Raw genomic sequence first — 17,436 nt, 5'->3', positions numbered from 1 at the left:
CCCCTTACTTATTCTTGCTTAGGAAGTGTTCTACGATCGATTTGATCGTTTTTTGGAGAACGGCTTCTCCTTTTACTTCTTTCGCAGTTCGGATTTCTTCCAAAATTTCAGGATGTTGTTCTCTTAGAGTTTGGAGCAAGAATGCTTCAAACTGACGCACCTTAGCTGTAGGAATCGTATCCATAAATCCGCGAGTCACCGCAAAAATAGAGATTACTTGTTCTTCTACCGGAGAAGGAGAGTTGTTCGGCTGTTTTAAAATTTCAAGAATTCTATATCCACGATCCAACTGAGCTTGTGTTACAGGATCCAATTCTGTTCCCAACTGAGCGAATGCTTCCAAGTCACGGAACTGAGCTAAGTCGGACTTAACTGTTCCCGCTACTTTTTTCATCGCTTTGATCTGTGCTGCAGAACCAACACGAGATACGGAAATTCCCACGTCTACCGCAGGGCGAAGACCGGATGCGAACAAGTTGGACTGAAGGTAGATCTGACCGTCAGTAATGGAAATTACGTTGGTAGGAATGTATGCAGAAACTTCACCTTCTTGCGTTTCGATGATAGGAAGAGCAGTCATAGATCCGCCTCCGAATTTATCATCTAACTTCGCAGCTCTCTCGAGCAAACGAGAGTGAAGGTAGAATACGTCTCCAGGATAAGCTTCACGACCAGGAGGACGACGAAGAAGAAGACACATTTGGCGGTAAGCAACCGCTTGTTTAGAAAGGTCATCGTAAACAACGAGTGTTGCTTTTCCTTCTTCATACATAAAGTATTCCGCCATAGAAGCGCCGGAGTAAGGTGCGATGAAAAGCTGAGGAGCAGGCTCGGATGCGTTCGCAGAAACTACGATGGTGTAAGAAAGAGCACCTTTTTCACGAAGCATTTCGATGGTAGAAGCTACAGTAGAAGCTTTTTGCCCGATCGCTACGTAAACACAGACTACGTCTTTTCCTTTTTGATTGATGATTGTATCGATTGCAATGGAAGTTTTTCCAGTTCCTCTGTCGCCGATGATAAGCTCTCTTTGTCCTCTTCCGATCGGGATCATTGCGTCTACCGCTTTGATTCCGGTCTGCATCGGTTCCGCTACTGATTTTCTCATAGCGATTCCAGGAGCTGGAGATTCAACAGGACGAGTTTTTTTAGCGTTTAACGGACCTTTTCCGTCAATCGGCTCACCTAACGGGTTTACAACACGACCGAGTAACTCTGGTCCGACGGGAACTTCGAATACTTTACCGACTCTTTTTACGGTAAAACCTTCTTCGATTCCGATGTAGTCTCCAAAGATAATGACCCCTACGGAGTTTTCTTCCAAGTTGAACGCTTGTCCTCGAACTCCATTTTGAAATTCAAGTAACTCTCCGGACATTACGTTGTTCAGTCCGTAAACACGAGCGATACCGTCCCCTACTTCGAGAACAGTTCCAACCTCTTCCACTTGCAGGTCTTTATTGAAGTTTTTAATTTCTTGTTTGAGTACCGATGTAACTTCGTCTGTTTTAATTTTCATAAATGGCTCCGACAGGGATTTTCTTTTGGAGGAGAGCCTCTTCAATTCCGTTCAATTTATGACGGATAGAGGCATCTATGGAATAGTCGTCTATATAGAGTTTAAACCCACCGATTAAGGAAGGATCTATAAATTCTTGCACTCTCAATTGACGTCCGAATTGAGTTGAGATTGCCTTTGTGATTCTTTCCTTTTCTTGTCCGGAAAGAGTTTCCTTCGAATAAATCTTCAAAGAGCTTCGATTGTTGATGGCATCGACTCCTTCTTTGAAATCTTCGAGGATATCAGGAAGATGTAAAAATCTATTTTTGCGAATGACTAGGGTAATAAAATTTGCAACTATTTCAGATGTTTGTCCTTTTACGGCCTTCGCAGCAGTATTTTCTTTCTGGATTGGATCAACCAATGGAGAAAGAAAATAATGTCGAATCGTATCATCTGAGAAAAAAGAACCTATAATGGCTGCTAATTCTTCTTCTGTAGCCTCAAGCGAGTTAGCATCTTTTGCTAACTCGAGAAGGGCCGTGGCATAAACCTTTGAAACGTGGCTTCGACTCATTTTGCTTTTTGTTTTTCGAGTTTTGAAATCTCTTTTTCTACGAAAGAAACATAATCTTCTTTCTTCAGTTGTTTTTCCAAGATCTCACTAGCGATGAGCACAGACATTTCTACGATTTGCGTTTGCATTTCGGAAAGAGCTTTGCCTTTTGCGAGTTCGATCTCGCGCAGTGCTCCGTCTTTCAAGTTCTTCACATCGTGATTGGTCTCTTCGATCAATTTGTTTCTGAGAGCGGTAGCATCTCGCTTCGCCTCTTCCACGATCTTATGAGCCTCATCCGTTGCTTTGCTAATTTTTTCTTGGTAATCTTTAAGGGACTTTTCAGCTTCCTTTCTTAATGCTTCAGCTTTATCAATGTCCGCTTGGATGCCCAAGGAACGTTCTTCCAATGCATGAAGGATAGGTCCCCAAGCAAACTTTTTAAGAACGATGACAACAACTGTGAAAGTGACCAGGGTCCAGACAACCAGACCCGGATTGACCTTCAGCAAATTAAAGCCGGAAGTCGCAAGAATTGCCAAGGCTATTGTCCTTGTTCTACTTTATGAGCAGCGCCAGATCCAATGGTTTTGTCTACAGAACCATTGAGTTTAAGAGCGATGAGTAGAGCGATTACGATTGCGAAAAGTGCAGCACCTTCGATCATACCTGCTGCTACGTAAAGCACAAGTTGAATCTTTCCTGCCGCTTCTGGTTGACGGCTGATTCCTTCAGCGACAGAGCCACCGATTCTACCGATTCCAATTCCTGCACCGAGCATAGCTAAGCCTGCTGCGAGTCCTACTGCGATGTATCCTAGACCGAATTCCATTGTTTTCGTTTACTCCTGTATTGTTTTACAATTTAAATAAAACCAAATTAATGTCTGTGCATTACCGTTCCAATGAACACGGTAGTGAGCAGAGAAAAGATGAACGCCTGTAAGAAGGCGACCAAAAGCTCCAAGAAGTAGATCAGCACCGAGCTAACTACAGAAATAGGAGCGATAAAGTAACTTTGACTCATAAAGATAAATCCCAATAGAGCCAGAATCATAACGTGACCCGCTGTCATGTTCGCAAGCAACCTCATAGTGAGGGCGAAGGAACGAGCAATGTGAGTGACGATGAATTCAAGGATCCACATCAAAGGCCAAAGAGGTAAAGGAACCCCTTTCGGAACCGCATGAGCCACAAAGGAAATCCCTTGGTAAGAAAAAGCGGTGCCGTAGATGATGAGAAGAGTCAAAGATGCAAGAGAAAGTGTAACCCCGATATCTCCCGTAGGAGTGATTCCGGACCAAATTTCGCCGAACGTATGCAATGCGTGAGGAGTGTGTCCATAAAGACCGAAAGAAACCAAAAGGTCGGATGCGGCCACGGTCAACTCTCCTACGGAAGGAATGAGTCCGAATAAGTTACAAAAAAGAATAAAGAAAAACAAACTCAAGATGTAATGGTAGTAAGAATGACCATGATGATCTAAAGAAGCATCTACCACATTTTCTTTGATGTAGCTGACAGCTGCTTCCACGCAAGAAGTGAATTTGTTATGCACTTTCTTAGGGTCTCTAGAGATGAGTTTAGCTGCCGGGATGAAGATGATCAAAAGAAAAAAAGATGCAATCCACATCATTGTAACGCGTTTTGTGATGTGCATATCGAAACCGCCCACGTAGTGGTAACGGGTTCCATGATCTTCAAAAACGTCGTGGTTCTCAGGATCAAATCCTGGTTGGCCTTCCTTAACTTTTTCACCACCAAAATTCAAAGGGAAGATGGGTGCATCTCCCAAGTGGTGGGACATAACTTCACTGAAGTCGAATTCGTCCGAATGAGAACCCTCACCGGAAGCAAAAAGACCAGAAAAACTAAGGAAAAATACTAATAAGAAAGAGAAAAATGCCCGATATTTAGACTTATTTTCCACTGAAATAGCTCGCAAATACAAGAAAAAGAAGGTGAAGGAAATAGGCAATTAAAAATCCAATGATCGCTTCAAAAGGGAATTCCAGGAATATAAGTGCGGCCAGCACCCCTAAATTGATCCAAAAGAAAAAAACCACAGTAAACAAAGGAAATCCCATCTCTCCCAGCTTGGGATGAAAGCGGGGAAGAAACCTAAGTTCCATGGCTCCTATCTGCAAAAAGAAGGAGGTACCACATCCCACATAGAACACCAAAGGGGAAATCTCAGGAAAAGAAGGCAAAAGAAAATAAGAAAGAATTCCACAAAACAAAAGATAAGTGAAGTAGTGCAGATGGAACTTCTTTAGATTGAGTGTGTATAAATCCATAAGAGGGATGAACTGAGATTGAAAGAAACAAGGGTGCAGTCAATGATTCCCCGCCCGCTTTTTTGAAGAATTCCAATGTTTCGATTTTCCATAAGATCTATGTGCGAGGGATGGGAGAGGCGCCGAAGGCGTCTCACCTTTGGTGAGACGTAGGCGAACGCCGGAGCCTCGGACAGCCCGGCCCATTCTTCAAAAAATTTATCGCCAGAGAAACAATGGGGCGCACCCGAATCTCCCGAAACAAAACTAATACGGATTATGTGATTTTGAAACGCCAGATTCAGCCGGGAATTTCACATCCTAGTTTGTCTAAAACCTCCTTCAATGCAAAGGCATCCTTTTCGGACACTCCCGTTTGACAGAACAGTTTTTCGGGGACGGATCTTGCTTTAGTTCTCAAATTACGTCCGTTTGGTGTCAACAAGATGGTTACGATTCGTTCGTCTTTTTCGCTTCGTTTCCTCTCCAGATATCCGGCAGTTTCCATTCTTTTCAAAAGAGGAGTGAGAGTTCCTGAGTCGAGTCCTAGTTTTTCGCCGATCCCGCTGACGGTTGCGGATCCCTCCTCCCACAAAACAAGCATTACTAGGTATTGAGGATAGGTGAGGTTTAACTCCGCAAGCAAAGGCCGATAGATTTTCATCAGCCTATGTGTTGCGGAATAGAGGGAAAAACAGATTTGGTTTTTGAGTAAAAGTGCTTCTCCCGTTGCCATCTTATTTCGCAATCAACTCCTCTATGTCTTTTTGAATGTCTTGCGGCTTTGTGATCGGCGCATAACGCTTTACGACATTTCCTTGTTTGTCGACTAGGAATTTAGTGAAGTTCCACTTGATGTCCAACGAGCCGAAAATTCCCGGAGCCTTTTTTTTGAGATGAAGATAAAGAGAATCCGTCTGTGGTCCGTTCACTTCCAATTTAGAGAAGATAGGAAAAGTGGTGCTGAAAGTCCTTTCACAGAAAAGTTTGATTTCGGAATCGGAACCCGGTTCTTGTTCTCCGAACTGATTGCACGGGAATGCCAGCAGCTCGAAACCTTTCGGATTGTATTTTTCATAGGTTTCTTGCAAACCTTTGTATTGAGGAGTAAAACCGCATTGGCTTGCAGTGTTCACGATGAGCAGAACTTTCCCTTTGAAATTGGACATGGGAATCTCTTCGCTGCCTCTTTTGACTTTAATTTGATAAAAATCCTCTGCCATAAAATGAATCTCCTGTCAGTAGTTAGAATTATATTGCCAGATATTAAATTGTGCACAACCTTTTTTTTGAAAAATATTTGCGTTTTTCCAGGTCTATTGCGGTCTTTTTGCCCAAGAATTGTTTTTTACCCGATTAAGGAGTGTTTCTTATTTCGACCGAGGATACGATTTCCATTTCCGCAAGTGCAAAGAACCATTCCCCTACTCTTCTTTCATCCAATTGCAGAACGGATTCGAGCAAAGACAAAGTATCCCCTACGGAATTTCCCTTTCGAAGATGGTCCAAAAACAGAAACTCGTCCTCATCCAGCCTCCGAATAAATAGCTCTTCTCTTTTTTTATATATCAGTAGATTCTCTTTCTCCGACAAAAATTCTACGTCAAAACTTTCATCCGTGTTTCGTTTTTCCCATATTCCTAATACTGAATGTTCAAAACTGATCAAAGATAAACTCTCTCCGAAAGAAAATATTGCGGACTCCAAATCGTTCGATTCGTAGTGATCGCTCCAAACGTAAGGGATGTGTTGTTTTTTACGAAATAATAAATCCAATTCGGACTCCAACTTAGCCAGATCGGAAAGGATAGGATACTTAGGATAAACTTCCGATATGAATTGAGGGAAATTTTCTCCATATCTGCTTATGTCGTAACAGAAAGAAGGTGTTCTTGAAATATATTCCCTCGCCAATGAGAAAAAATCCTCTTCCCCTAAAACGTTTCGTACTGCCGGAAACTTTTCGCTCAAAACTTCAGCGAATCGATATAGGTATGCATCCTCATATACCTGCACCGCTTCTTCTTTCGAAAGTTTGCCAGCCGCACCGGATAACAAGCGCAATAATTCGGAATGCTCTCCTGTACGAACGGAGAGAAAGTAGGACGATTGTATTTTCGAAAGAGGAGTCATACTGCCGCTTTCGCCCTTTGTACGATCGATCGAGCTTTATTCAGTTCTTCTTCCAGTCCGAGAAAATCAGGAATCTCCTCGTCCCATTCGATGAGTATTTTCGTTTTTTCATCACAGCGGGATATATATTTCCCGAACAAATCCCATACCTTCTCATCCACAGGCCGCGAATGCGTATCAAAAAGAAAACCTTCTCTTTCCGTAAATCCGGCCAGATGGATTTGGGAAACGATCTCTCCAGGAATAAAATCCAGAAATTCCATCGGATCGAACCCGAAGTTGACCGCATTCACATATACGTTATTGATATCCAAAAGAAGTTTACAATCCGTACGGAAAGACAACTCTCTCAGAAATTCCCATTCCTTCATATCGGAGGATTCGTAAGTGATGTACGAAGATATGTTTTCGATCGAGATTTCCCTTCCCAATACATCCTGCACTCTTTTGATGTTAGATGATACAATATTAAGGCTTTCTTCATTATAAGGAATCGGAATAAGCTCATGCAGGTAACCGCCTTTGTAATAATTCCATGCCAAGTGATCCGAGACTAAAAAAGGTTCCACTCTATCGATAAGCGTCTTTAAAGATTTCGGATATTCGGGGTTCAAACCTTCTACAGAACCTACGGACATGGATACTCCATGACATGCGATAGGAAAATCCCTTCTCAACGATTCCAGAATACGGATCGGACGGCCTTCCGTGGCCATATAATTCTCGCTAACGATTTCAAACCAATCTACATTCGTTTCGGGGTTGTCCGCCAAATACGAGTAATGTTCCTTCCTTAGCCCTAAGCCGAACCTTCCCAATTCCATTCACATTTCTCCCTATATTACAGAGAATTCGGTTACGAAACAGAGCGAAGGAGATGCCCTGCCCCGTAAACGGACTTTCTATTTCAAGTTTAGCCTTTTACGAATTTTCCACCCTTGGATACGCATTCGTTTTCCGCCGTTTTCAACCATCCTTTTCCCTTACAAGCATTAGTGCCCGCGCAAGAACTGCCTTTTCCTCCGCATGCTCCTTGACCTTTGCATGCATTGATTCCATGACATTCTCCCTCGACCTTAGAACCGGTATTCGAGGTATTTGTAGTCGTACATGCGGACAAACTTAGTCCTGCAATAGCCGCGCCTACTAATAAACTTCTTTTGTAATTCATTGGAAACTCCTGTTTTCTTACGAAGTTTACTTCGTTTCTCGTTTACGGAAAGTTACAGAGGTTTCTATTTTTTTTATTTATGAGATTCACTCCAAAGGAAAAACTATACATTATCCGTTGAACTTTCTACGTTAGAATCTCATTGTGAAATCGATTTCGGACTCAAATCATTACATCCTACTTTCCCATTTGCTGTCAGAGTCCCAAAAAGGGAACAAAACAAGTTACAGGAAATTTCTTGCGGAAACGGCAAAAGAAATCAGAAAGTTAGTGGAGATAAAAATTTTCGATTCCTCCGAAAGAGAAGATGTAGTTCAAGAGATATTGATCGCAATTCATCTTTCCCAACACACCTATCTTCCTGAAAAGCCGATACGCCCTTGGCTAAATGCGATCGCCCATCATAAAATTATAGATCATATCAGAAAAAAGGGAAGAAAAGAGAAGATAGAAATCATAGAATGGGATGATACGATAGAGGATATGAGCAGCAAGGAAATCGATTCGCAAGATGAGATTCAAGTCAAGGTGGAAAAGTTATTAGAGAATTTAACCGATAAACAAAGATTAATCGTAAAGTTCTTAAAATTGGAAGGGCTTTCCCTGGCAGAGACGGCTAAAATCATGGGAATGTCTCTTTCCGCAGTCAAAGTAAATGCACATAGAGCCTACAAACAGATTAGACAAAGAGGAAAAACATGAAAACGGAACATTTGATAGAATTGCTTTCCCAAAACCTTCCTCGAAAGGAAACTCTGCCCTCCCCTATATATCGTTTTTCTCTCTGGTTCTTTCTTTCTCTCCTTTACGTTACAGGGATCATACTGCTGCACTCTGTTACGATAGGATCTATCCATTTTCCGAATTCCATCATCTCTCAAAGCTTCCTATTCTTAATCCTTCTGACATCCTCATGGTTTTTATATAAATGGAACATACCTGAATTAGAGAACCAGATCGTTTATTTTTTGTTATTCGGTAGTTTTACCGCTTGGGTTTTATTCAAACTCTCCTTACTCTTCTTAGAGCCTAGCCCTTCGTTTTCCATCGAAGGGGATCCGTTTTCTATCAAAGAAGCACTATGCACTCTAAAAATCATACTCGTTTCCTTGTTGCCTACGATCTTACTTTTAAGACAACTGAGAAAAGGTTACTTCGACGGATCGTTACACTACATCCTGCTAACAGGCATTTTATCTATGAGCCTGGGAGAATACGCCATCTCTTTCATTTGCCCGAATGAAACTTCCGGCCACGTATTCTTTTGGCATATAGTTCCAGGGTTTTTTGTATTCCCCTGGGTTCCCTATTTCTTTTCTAAGACATTTCGTAATGACTAATGTATTCCCGTTGAGGAAGTGAGCAAATATTCCTGGTTGGATTTGCCCGCAGGAACAAAGGGGAACACTCCTTCCTGTGAAGGAATTTCTATCTCCAAAAGTGAAGGGCCTGGAGTTCTCATCCATTCCTCTAGAAAGGAAAATTCTCCTGCGATGTTTCTTCTTTCGTAAGAGAGTCCGAAACTTTCCGAGAGTTTGCGGAAGTCCGGTTGGTATTCGAAAACGGAACCAGATCGCTGGTTTTGATAAAACATCTCTTGCTGCTGCCTCACCAATCCCAAATGTCCGTTATTCATCAGTATGATCTTTACGTTTAAATTCTGTTCTCTGAGAGTGGCGAGTTCCTGAAGGTTCATCATAATGGAACCGTCTCCCGTAAAACAAAGGATTGTCGCTTCCGGATGTTCCAACGCAACTCCGATCGAAGCAGGAAGTCCGAATCCCATCGTTCCCTGCCCTCCCGAAGTGATCCAAGTTCCCGGATGGGGAAAAGGATAATGCTGTGCAACCCACATCTGATGTTGACCTACATCCGTAAGAACATAACTTTTGTTATTCGCGTATTTTGCTATGGATCTCATCAAACCGGGAATCGGTCTTTGATGTTCCTCATTCGGGGTGGAGCGAGAGATCCATCTTTCTTTCGAGATCCGTTTTGTTTCATTCAATAGGGAGGATAAATAAATTTCCAAATCTCCGTTCCAAAACAGATCCGCCTTTTTATTTTTTCCGATTTCCCTGGGATCAATCTCTATATGGATCACTTTCGCATTCGGGCAAAAAGTTTTTATATTTCCGGTTGCCCTGTCATCGAACCGAACTCCCAAGGCGATGAGCAGATCACATTCACCTAATGCATCATTTGCGGACGTAGAACCGTGCATCCCCATCATTCCCAAATACAGTTCGTCGGATTCCTGAAAGATCCCCAAACCCATAAGTGTGGAAACCGAGGGGACTTGAAACTCCTCCGCAAATTTACGAATCAATGGATAAATTCTTTCCGGTTTAGCTCCCCCTCCTACATACAGAAGAGGTTTTTTACTTTCTTCTATCAGGCGCAAACTCTCCGTTAGAATTCGTTCTTCAAGAGGGAATGTTTGAGACGAAAGAACGTCTGCTCCATTCCCGTTTATTTTGATCCCTGCTTCTATTTGTTTCGAAAGAGGAAGATCGACATAGGAATTTTGGATGTCCTTGGGAAAATCGATCCATACTGGTCCCTGTTTTCCTTCCATAGAAATTCGATACGCTTCTTCCAAAATTTCAGGCACGGAATTCGCATTTAACACTAGATATGCTTTTTTGGTTATATTCTTTACGATGGACAAAGTGTCCAGTTCCTGAAAGGCATCCGTACCCAAAAGTTCTCTGGGAACCTGTCCAGAAATCGCAATCAAAGGAACAGAATCCCTCTGCGCATCCGCAACCGCAGTGATTGCGTTGGCCACCCCCGGCCCTGAAGATATGAAAAAAGGTCTCGGCTTTCGAGAGGTTCTTGCCATACCTTGGGCGATGAACCCCGCTCCTTGTTCATGCCTTGCCAAGATATGCCGGATCTTCGACTTAGCCAAAGCGTGGTACATAGGTAAGATGGTGCCTCCGGGAATGCCGGGGATTTGCGTGATACCTTTCGATTCGAAAAAACGAATGCAGTAGTCAGCTACTGTGATTTGCGTATAAGATTGCATATTGTCTCCTGGTTTTGTCCCCGCAGAAAGCTTTCTGCCTCGCGGGGAGCCCACTTAAGGACAAGTGCTCTTACGACAGAAAGCTGAGACTATGGGAAGAGACGACGACGACTTGGAGGGAGGTGAGTACATAAGAAACCGAAGCAGTTTGAGTGCTTTTCAAAGAAAACAAACTTGGATCCTTATGGTTCATTCCATTTCATTCTCGTGAGAGAGGCTGTTTTTGGTCAATTTTTTTTAGGAGGATAAAAGAAAGAAAGGAGAGGGATTTTATTCGTTTTCTTTGGCTCTTTTGATGAGAGCATAGAAGGAATACGCAAATCCCAGAAAAAAGCCAATTAACAGTAGAAAGGGGCTTGTTTGAAAGTATTCATCCGCATAATAACCGGCAACCACGAAAAAAAGGATGGAAGTTACGAATTCGAATCCGGCTCCCACCATACCTAACTGAGAAGGTTCTTTTTTTTTGTCATCCGGCATATTGGATTTATTTTAGAATTCTTCCGACTCGATCCCACCTAACATCAAGTCTCCAAAGTCTGTAACGAAAGGTTCTTTCCAACCATCCCAAACGACTTTCTTCATAACGATCTTCATCTCCCGAATGAACAGAATAACGAATTTCGTCCGGATGACATCTGCTTGCGATTTCGGTAGGACTGTATCTTTCCGCAAAGATATCGCCTTTTTCCGCCAGTTCCTTTCCGCTTTTGAATTCGCAAGTGGAGTCTTTCCAGTTGATGGAAAAATAAATGACCAATGCCTTTCCTAAAATATCTTCCCTGGGAACGAAACCCCAAGATCTGGAATCGAAGGAATCGTCTCTGTTGTCTCCCATCGCCATATAATGGTTGTCAGGGATCACACAGCCTTCCTTAAAATCACAGTAGTTGAGGAGAGGACTGTCTTCGTAACCTTCCAACATATAATGTTGAAAGCCCGGTTTTTGTTCTATAAAAAGAGCTCGGGAAGATGCTTTCGTATTGTCCAAATCGGAAAGTTCATCTCCGATGGGAACTTCCTCAGGTGAGAAGGATTGGAACTCCGCTTCTCCCTTGGGTTTGTATTCGAAATAGGCCAAAAGCACTCTGTCTCTTGTAGGAGAATCGATGAATTTACGAGTGATTCGAATGGTATCTCCCGGAAGACCCACTACTCTTTTCACAAAACGTTTGGCAAAAATTCCGCTGCGAGACTCTCCTCGAACTGCATCTGCAGGAGGAATGAATGTGATGATATCTCCTCTTTTCGGATCATCATAACGAATGAGCTCCGTATCTGTGAAAGGAATACGAAAGGAATAACGCATTTTATTTACGAAAAGAAAGTCCCCGATCTTCAAAGTGGGGATCATGGATCCGGAAGGGATATTGTTTGCATCCAAAACGGAGGATTTAAAGGCAAAAACAAGAACGACAATCATCAGAAACGAAACAATGCCTGCAAAGGTGTCTTCGTTCGGTTTGGGATTTGTTTGTTTTTTCGTTGGATTCTTTTTGGAAGTTTCTGAGTTGAATATCGAGGAAAAAATTCCCATAAGCTGACCCTAGATTTCTGGAATTTTCTGTCAACCCGAGGAAAAAAAACAGAGAAAGGCTTGTACGATTCCTCTATTTCTCCGATACCATACCTGGAGCCCAGGTCTTCTGCTATGGAAAAAAATTTAATCACTCTTCGCAAAACCCTCCAGGAAATGAAGGATCATTATGCTTTTGTCTGTTTGAAAACCGGCACGGAAACCGAAGACATGGGAGAGTCGGAAATCGCTCTTCTGCAAAACATCTGCCAAGGAATTTTACCTCTTTCCGTCAAGATAGGCGGCCCCGAAGCACGTAACGATATTAGAATATGCAATAGAATTGGTGTATCAGGAATTTCCGCTCCTATGGTGGAATCGGAATACGCTCTTAAAAATTTCATCGCCACTTTGAAGAACCTTTTGTCCGCATCCGAATACGATAAGTTGAAAAAAGCGATCAATTTGGAAACAATCACAGGATACAGAAACCTTCTGGACATTTTCGATTCCGCAGCTTTCGGAGATTTGCAGCAAGTAACTGCTGCTAGATCGGATCTTTCCGCATCCATGGACAAAAAACCGGATGATCCGGAAGTGACTCGTGTCTCTAAAAAGATCATCCAAGAAGCAAAAAGCAGAAACAAAATCACTTCCGTCGGGGGAACAATCACTAAAAACAATTTAGGTTCCATTGCGACGGACATCGCTCCCGATTTCATCAATTCCAGACATGTGATGGTGGATACGAAACAAACGATGGAAATCGGTGCCGCCGATGTGGCGGAATGTATGCTTGTATTTGAAATGGATTTGTACGAACTTTTTTCCAAAGCTTTTCCTGAAAAAGGTTTCTACTATAGAAATAGAGTGGAAATCAACAGAGAAAGAATCGGAGAAAGAAAAGTTTTATATTTCATACGTTAGGTGATTTATTTAGTTTTCGCATTCAGCTTAATTTCCTCCTTTCTATTTGTTGTTCCTTCGTACTTTCAAAAGCCCTTGCACCAAGGGCTTTTTCTTTTCTGCATTCTTCTTTCTTTCTATTTTTTTCTAAATAGAAAGAAGGTATATGAAGTTTCCCATCCGAAACTTCTGTCACTCTTTCCGATCCTATGTACTTTGATTTTTATCACCGGCTTCGGGATTCATTTTTACGATCTCTCTTTCAAATTCGCAGAATTGTTTTTCTTTCATGACGCGGATTATGTCGGAATGGATGAAGTCATCCGAGAAATCACAAGAGGAAACGGATTTCACTCCTCATACTATTCCGATTCGGGTGACGGCTCCTATTTGCTGCATCATTTCGCTCCTGGGCTTTTGGCCTATGTTCCCTTTTCCCTCTTGTTCCCGGAAAGATGGGGGTATGCTTTCGGCTCTTACTTTTATGGAATGTTAGGCGTTTTCATTTGGAGTCGGCTCTTTTATAGGGAAGGATTCAAAGAGAATCAAAATAAAGATCTAAGTTCTTATAGTGTGTCCCTTCTCATTTTTATCTGCCTTCTCAATCAACTCTATATCTACCGTTTGATCACAAGCTATCATTTCGAGGTATTAGTCCTTCCTTTCTCAGGATTATTTTTTCATTTTTATCTGCGATTGAAATCGGGAGAAAGGAGTCTTCGTAACAAAATAGGTTTTTGGATCAGTCTTGTTCTTTTTCTTTCCGTAAAAGAAGATATAGCTGTTTATCTTTCCTGTTTCCTGTTTTCTATATGGGTCTTTGAGCTATATAACTTTTATTTGGTGGATAAAAAATTTCCCTTATGGGGAAAGAAGTCAGTGCTGCTTCGATCCGTTTCTTTGGCAGCTTTGATTTTTTGTGGCTGTTATTTTATCTTATCGGTTTGGATTTTCCCTTCTCTCAGTTCGGAGGCAAATACGATCTCCTGGTCGAACGAACTTTTACGGGAATATTCTTCCTCTTATAAAAAAGTGGAAGGGTTTTCTAAGTCTTTCAAAACGTATTTGGAACTTTTGATCAGTGGAGGGAGCGGAATCGTTCTAATGATTCCGGAACTCATAGGAATCTCTCTCATCTATCTTTTTCATGCGTTTTCTTCCCGGCCTTGGCATCATGAAGTGTATTCCTATTATTCGTACAGTCTCATTCCATTTCTTTTATTTTCAGGGCTTGTTTGGATCAGAACCAGAAAACCGCTTCCTCTGTGGCTTTTATTTCTATCGATAGGACTTATTTTCGCCAAGAATTCGTTAGATGGAAACTTTCCACTCACTCTTGGGAAAGAAACGTCCAACCAAAATACAATAGAAACATCTGAAACGCTTAGAAAAGAACTGCACCTAGGAATGAAAACGATTCCTTCCGAAGAGATCGTTTACAGTCAGTACAATTTGTCCTTTTATGTTCCCAAAGAAAATCCTGTTCGGCCTTTGGAACGGATCGGTTCGGAATGCGGGGGGAAAAAAAATAACGTTTGTTACATCATCCTTTCTCCAGAATTCACGAAAGAAGAACTCTATCCGAAAGAAAGACTCAAAGCACTTTCCTTAGGATTAGTTGAAAACAAAGCGGAAAAATTATTCCAAGGGAAACTTATAGAAGTTTGGAAATTTTAGTCGAGTTCTGTCGAGCTCGCTTCCGATTAAGATTCATTATATGGACATTCTATACTTTAGTGTGGACGCCTCGAATGCAATCGATCGCAGTAATTCTATCGTCAGCACGAACCGGCTCTCCCTCGACGAGGACGCTCGGTCGATCCGTGGCGCAGAGCTTCTACTGCAAAAATTTTAATTTTTCTTTAACGGTTCAAATAAGATATCAAACCCATCATACGATATCATCTCGAAATCCTTTGAGCATTGGATTATGCTTTTCAGCATAGAGGAATTTTTAGAGAAGATGTACATCGGGTTGTAATTTATTAATTTGGAATATCCTCCGCAACTATCAAAAAACTTCTGATCCCAAACGATTCTATGAGGTTTCATAAAAAACATTTGATGACGAAACTCATAATCGCTTACGATCATTTTTCGATCATTCAGATTTGGAACGTTTTCTTGAGCAAAAAGGGATATCCTTTCGAATTTGCTGTATTCATTTACGTTCTCTTTTGTAAAAACATCAACCTTAATCAAAAGCAAAAAGAACAAGACTCCAAAAAAATTCCTATATTTACCTAAGCGATGGATGAAAACTATAGTGGAAAGAATAAACATTACGCAAAAAGGAAAAAGCAATCTACCATCCAAATCATTAAAATTTGCGACTATGGACAAAACAATCATTCCGAAAAAAAGATTCAATGTAACAAGAACTAAGTATCCGAAACTTCTCCTAGTTTTATTTCTCAGAACTCCCTGAATGAATAGATAAATTAAATATAATGATAATAAGGCAGAGAGAGCGATGTTAAAACCCCGTTTTCTGGGAAAGGGTTATTGATCCATCCAGTCACAAGCCAGTGGAAAGGAATACCGATTTTGTTTAAAAGAAAGTCTGCATCGAATTTTCCCAACACATTTCCGGAAAAATGACTCCTTGTAGTATTTCCAACCTGCAAGTAGTTGTATAAAAACCAAAGCGATCCTAATATTAAACCGAATGCACCAGATAAGAAAATTTTGAATCGTAATTTTATTTTGTTTTTGAATATCAGTTCATGAAAAAAAAGTAGAACTCCCATAGTTTTCGTTAGAAATGGTATCGCAAGAACAAACCCGAAAGTCTTCCTCTTCATAATTACATGAATTGAAAATATTGCCAGAGCCAGAAATATAACTTCGCTCCAAAAATATTCATACACGACATTTGAAGATCCATTGAAATTAATTAAACAAAAGGCAAGTAACAAGAAAAATAAATTCACATTGAATGATCTAAGTAACAAAAAAACGCTATAATTTAATAATAAAATGTTTAGAAGATAAAAACATTTTATACTAAAGCCGGTATAACCGACGACAGCACCCCAGACAGCAATAATGACAGGAAACAAAGGTGGATATTCTGTATACCTCTCTAAAGAAAGACTCATATCTAAAGAAGGCCAATTAGTATTATAATAGAAACCATTCCCAGCGGTTAAATATTCTGCCGTTGCAATATAATTGGTGGAATCGGGCGACAGCCTGAGAGGATAAAAAAATAAATATAGAATTGATATAAATATCAGAAAACAAAACAATAAGAATCTTTTATTTGTGTAACCGAACATTCTCTTAAAAAAATCAGTGAGATTCATGTTTTACCGCATGTGGAAAATTTCGTATCCGTTCTCTCTGATCTCGATGCGAATCATTCCTTCCAAAACCAATTTCTGTATGATGGAATAGATCAAACCGAGTGCAGTGGGAAGATGTCCTCCGTTATGAACTTTTTTCCCTATGGCTGCTTCCATCAAATGGAGTAGATCGGAAGAACCTTCCTTGAGTCTTCGGATGACTCCCTTCTCAAGAATAGAAAGTGTTTTTTTCACAAGCTGAATCGTACGGATCGGATCTTCTATTTCATGACCGTGTGCGGGAAGCAGTCTTCTAATCGGTTCCTCCAATAACTTGGACAATGTGAAGTAATAGTCCCCCAAACTTCCGTCTAATTCGGAATAAATGGCAGTAAGATTGGCGATGATGAGATCTCCCGAAAAATAAATCCCTGAATGAGGGAGAACAGGAGTGATATGATATAAATTATGACCGGGGGTATATAAAAAACGAAACAACCTGGAATCGATTTCCAAAGAATCGTTATGATCTATAGCATGGTCGATTCTTAAAATAGGATCCCCTTTTTTCGTTTCCTTGAACTTACTAAAGAATTGATTCCAACCGGAACGAGATTCCGTAAGAATGCGGTTCAATTCGTCCGGATCTCCGAAAGCTCTTCGAAACAAATCCTCTGTCGCCTCTTCGAAAAGTCTCATAGATTCCAAATAATTCCCCACACCTGTCTGCATCGCACGATACCCGTAAAATATCGCTTTCGGCGCGTAAGACTTTAACACTAAAGCCGAAGAAATATGATCCAGATGGTTATGAGTATAAATGACATGCCGGATGTCTTTTAAGGAAAAACCTTTCGTTCGTAAGGATGCCTGCAACATGGGGATCGATTCGATGTATCCGGAATCGATCAGAGTGAGTCCTTCATTCCCGCAAAACAAATAGATATTATTCGGTGCATAAAAAGGCTGAGGAAGGACGATTTTATAGATCTCGTCTCCGATCTCTTCCATGGGAGGGATTTTTTTGGGAGGAGTGACGATCATATTTGCTTCAAGGATG

The 17,436-nt window shown here is 41.2% G+C and carries 21 protein-coding genes; 4 read left to right on the top strand and 17 right to left on the bottom strand.

What is annotated here, in order from left to right:
- Positions 1 to 4: 4 nt before the first annotated feature.
- The 11 genes from atpA to EHS15_RS02130 form a co-directional block, all read right to left on the bottom strand.
- Positions 5 to 1,519 carry a F0F1 ATP synthase subunit alpha gene (gene atpA / locus EHS15_RS02180; protein WP_135758903.1) on the bottom strand — a complete coding sequence of 505 codons (1,515 nt, stop codon included), beginning with the start codon at positions 1,517 to 1,519 and terminating at the stop codon, positions 5 to 7.
- The gene (gene atpH, locus EHS15_RS02175) at positions 1,509 to 2,078 is read right to left on the bottom strand and encodes an ATP synthase F1 subunit delta (RefSeq protein ID WP_135758902.1); all 570 of its coding nucleotides are present in this window, start codon (positions 2,076 to 2,078) and stop codon (positions 1,509 to 1,511) included. The genes atpA and atpH overlap by 11 nt, the downstream gene beginning before the upstream one ends.
- On the bottom strand, positions 2,075 to 2,599 hold the full coding sequence (locus EHS15_RS02170) for a F0F1 ATP synthase subunit B (RefSeq protein WP_135758901.1): 525 nt from the start codon (positions 2,597 to 2,599) through the stop codon (positions 2,075 to 2,077). The genes atpH and EHS15_RS02170 overlap by 4 nt, the downstream gene beginning before the upstream one ends.
- A 2-nt stretch (positions 2,600 to 2,601) precedes the next feature.
- Positions 2,602 to 2,889 (bottom strand): ATP synthase F0 subunit C, encoded by a 288-nt coding sequence (atpE, locus tag EHS15_RS02165; RefSeq protein ID WP_135758900.1) that lies wholly within the window; start codon positions 2,887 to 2,889, stop codon positions 2,602 to 2,604.
- A gap of 47 nt (positions 2,890 to 2,936) precedes the next feature.
- On the bottom strand, positions 2,937 to 4,007 hold the full coding sequence (gene atpB / locus EHS15_RS02160; protein ID WP_425460614.1) for a F0F1 ATP synthase subunit A: 1,071 nt from the start codon (positions 4,005 to 4,007) through the stop codon (positions 2,937 to 2,939).
- On the bottom strand, positions 3,976 to 4,353 hold the full coding sequence (locus EHS15_RS02155; RefSeq protein WP_135758898.1) for a hypothetical protein: 378 nt from the start codon (positions 4,351 to 4,353) through the stop codon (positions 3,976 to 3,978). The genes atpB and EHS15_RS02155 overlap by 32 nt, the downstream gene beginning before the upstream one ends.
- 280 nt (positions 4,354 to 4,633) lie before the next feature.
- Positions 4,634 to 5,068, bottom strand: a complete 435-nt coding sequence (locus EHS15_RS02150; RefSeq protein ID WP_425460613.1) for a MarR family winged helix-turn-helix transcriptional regulator — start codon at positions 5,066 to 5,068, stop codon at positions 4,634 to 4,636.
- A 1-nt stretch (position 5,069) separates the two neighbouring features.
- On the bottom strand, positions 5,070 to 5,555 hold the full coding sequence (locus tag EHS15_RS02145; RefSeq protein WP_135758897.1) for a glutathione peroxidase: 486 nt from the start codon (positions 5,553 to 5,555) through the stop codon (positions 5,070 to 5,072).
- 133 nt (positions 5,556 to 5,688) lie between these two features.
- On the bottom strand, positions 5,689 to 6,465 hold the full coding sequence (locus EHS15_RS02140; protein ID WP_135758896.1) for an HvfC/BufC N-terminal domain-containing protein: 777 nt from the start codon (positions 6,463 to 6,465) through the stop codon (positions 5,689 to 5,691).
- Positions 6,462 to 7,289, bottom strand: a complete 828-nt coding sequence (gene bufB / locus EHS15_RS02135; RefSeq protein WP_135758895.1) for an MNIO family bufferin maturase — start codon at positions 7,287 to 7,289, stop codon at positions 6,462 to 6,464. Before bufB ends, EHS15_RS02140 begins: the two co-directional genes overlap by 4 nt.
- An 89-nt stretch (positions 7,290 to 7,378) precedes the next feature.
- A complete protein-coding gene (locus tag EHS15_RS02130; RefSeq protein ID WP_135758894.1) occupies positions 7,379 to 7,636 on the bottom strand; it encodes a hypothetical protein in 258 nt (85 codons plus the stop codon).
- Between the two features lie 144 nt (positions 7,637 to 7,780).
- Here EHS15_RS02130 and EHS15_RS02125 point away from each other — a divergent pair, with 144 nt between their 5' ends.
- Both EHS15_RS02125 and EHS15_RS02120 read left to right on the top strand, forming a co-directional pair.
- Positions 7,781 to 8,338, top strand: coding sequence for a sigma-70 family RNA polymerase sigma factor (locus tag EHS15_RS02125; RefSeq protein WP_246051856.1), 558 nt, complete (start codon positions 7,781 to 7,783; stop codon positions 8,336 to 8,338).
- A complete protein-coding gene (locus tag EHS15_RS02120) occupies positions 8,335 to 8,976 on the top strand; it encodes an NrsF family protein (RefSeq protein ID WP_135758893.1) in 642 nt (213 codons plus the stop codon). Before EHS15_RS02125 ends, EHS15_RS02120 begins: the two co-directional genes overlap by 4 nt.
- Here EHS15_RS02120 and ilvB read toward each other — a convergent pair.
- The 3 genes from ilvB to lepB form a co-directional block, all read right to left on the bottom strand.
- Positions 8,973 to 10,667: a biosynthetic-type acetolactate synthase large subunit gene (ilvB, locus tag EHS15_RS02115; protein ID WP_135758892.1), complete on the bottom strand. Its 1,695-nt coding sequence runs from the start codon at positions 10,665 to 10,667 to the stop codon at positions 8,973 to 8,975. The two genes, EHS15_RS02120 and ilvB, sit on opposite strands and share 4 nt — an antisense overlap.
- A 270-nt stretch (positions 10,668 to 10,937) precedes the next feature.
- Positions 10,938 to 11,147 carry an AtpZ/AtpI family protein gene (locus tag EHS15_RS02110; RefSeq protein ID WP_135758891.1) on the bottom strand — a complete coding sequence of 70 codons (210 nt, stop codon included), beginning with the start codon at positions 11,145 to 11,147 and terminating at the stop codon, positions 10,938 to 10,940.
- 7 nt (positions 11,148 to 11,154) lie between these two features.
- On the bottom strand, positions 11,155 to 12,204 hold the full coding sequence (gene lepB / locus EHS15_RS02105; protein WP_135758890.1) for a signal peptidase I: 1,050 nt from the start codon (positions 12,202 to 12,204) through the stop codon (positions 11,155 to 11,157).
- Positions 12,205 to 12,318: 114 nt separating this feature from the next.
- Between lepB and EHS15_RS02100 the strand changes: the two genes are divergently transcribed.
- Positions 12,319 to 13,110 (top strand): aldolase, encoded by a 792-nt coding sequence (locus EHS15_RS02100; protein ID WP_135758889.1) that lies wholly within the window; start codon positions 12,319 to 12,321, stop codon positions 13,108 to 13,110.
- Between the two features lie 22 nt (positions 13,111 to 13,132).
- Here the strand turns inward: EHS15_RS02100 and EHS15_RS19030 are convergent, their stop codons facing one another.
- Entirely contained in the window at positions 13,133 to 13,285 is a 153-nt protein-coding gene (locus tag EHS15_RS19030) for a hypothetical protein (protein WP_167884133.1), read from the bottom strand.
- A 113-nt stretch (positions 13,286 to 13,398) separates the two neighbouring features.
- Here EHS15_RS19030 and EHS15_RS02095 point away from each other — a divergent pair, with 113 nt between their 5' ends.
- Positions 13,399 to 14,766, top strand: a complete 1,368-nt coding sequence (locus EHS15_RS02095) for a DUF2079 domain-containing protein (RefSeq protein ID WP_135758888.1) — start codon at positions 13,399 to 13,401, stop codon at positions 14,764 to 14,766.
- A gap of 764 nt (positions 14,767 to 15,530) precedes the next feature.
- Here EHS15_RS02095 and EHS15_RS02090 read toward each other — a convergent pair.
- Entirely contained in the window at positions 15,531 to 16,397 is an 867-nt protein-coding gene (locus tag EHS15_RS02090; protein ID WP_135758887.1) for a hypothetical protein, read from the bottom strand.
- A 3-nt stretch (positions 16,398 to 16,400) separates the two neighbouring features.
- Positions 16,401 to 17,420 carry an MBL fold metallo-hydrolase gene (locus tag EHS15_RS02085; protein WP_135758886.1) on the bottom strand — a complete coding sequence of 340 codons (1,020 nt, stop codon included), beginning with the start codon at positions 17,418 to 17,420 and terminating at the stop codon, positions 16,401 to 16,403.
- Positions 17,421 to 17,436 lie beyond the last annotated feature (16 nt).

The sequence above is a fragment of the Leptospira idonii genome (assembly GCF_004770995.1).
Classification (GTDB): Bacteria; Spirochaetota; Leptospiria; order Leptospirales; family Leptospiraceae; genus Leptospira_A; species Leptospira_A idonii.
The sequence above is the reverse complement of the archived record's forward strand: the minus strand, read 5'-3'. Positions and strand labels throughout refer to the sequence as shown.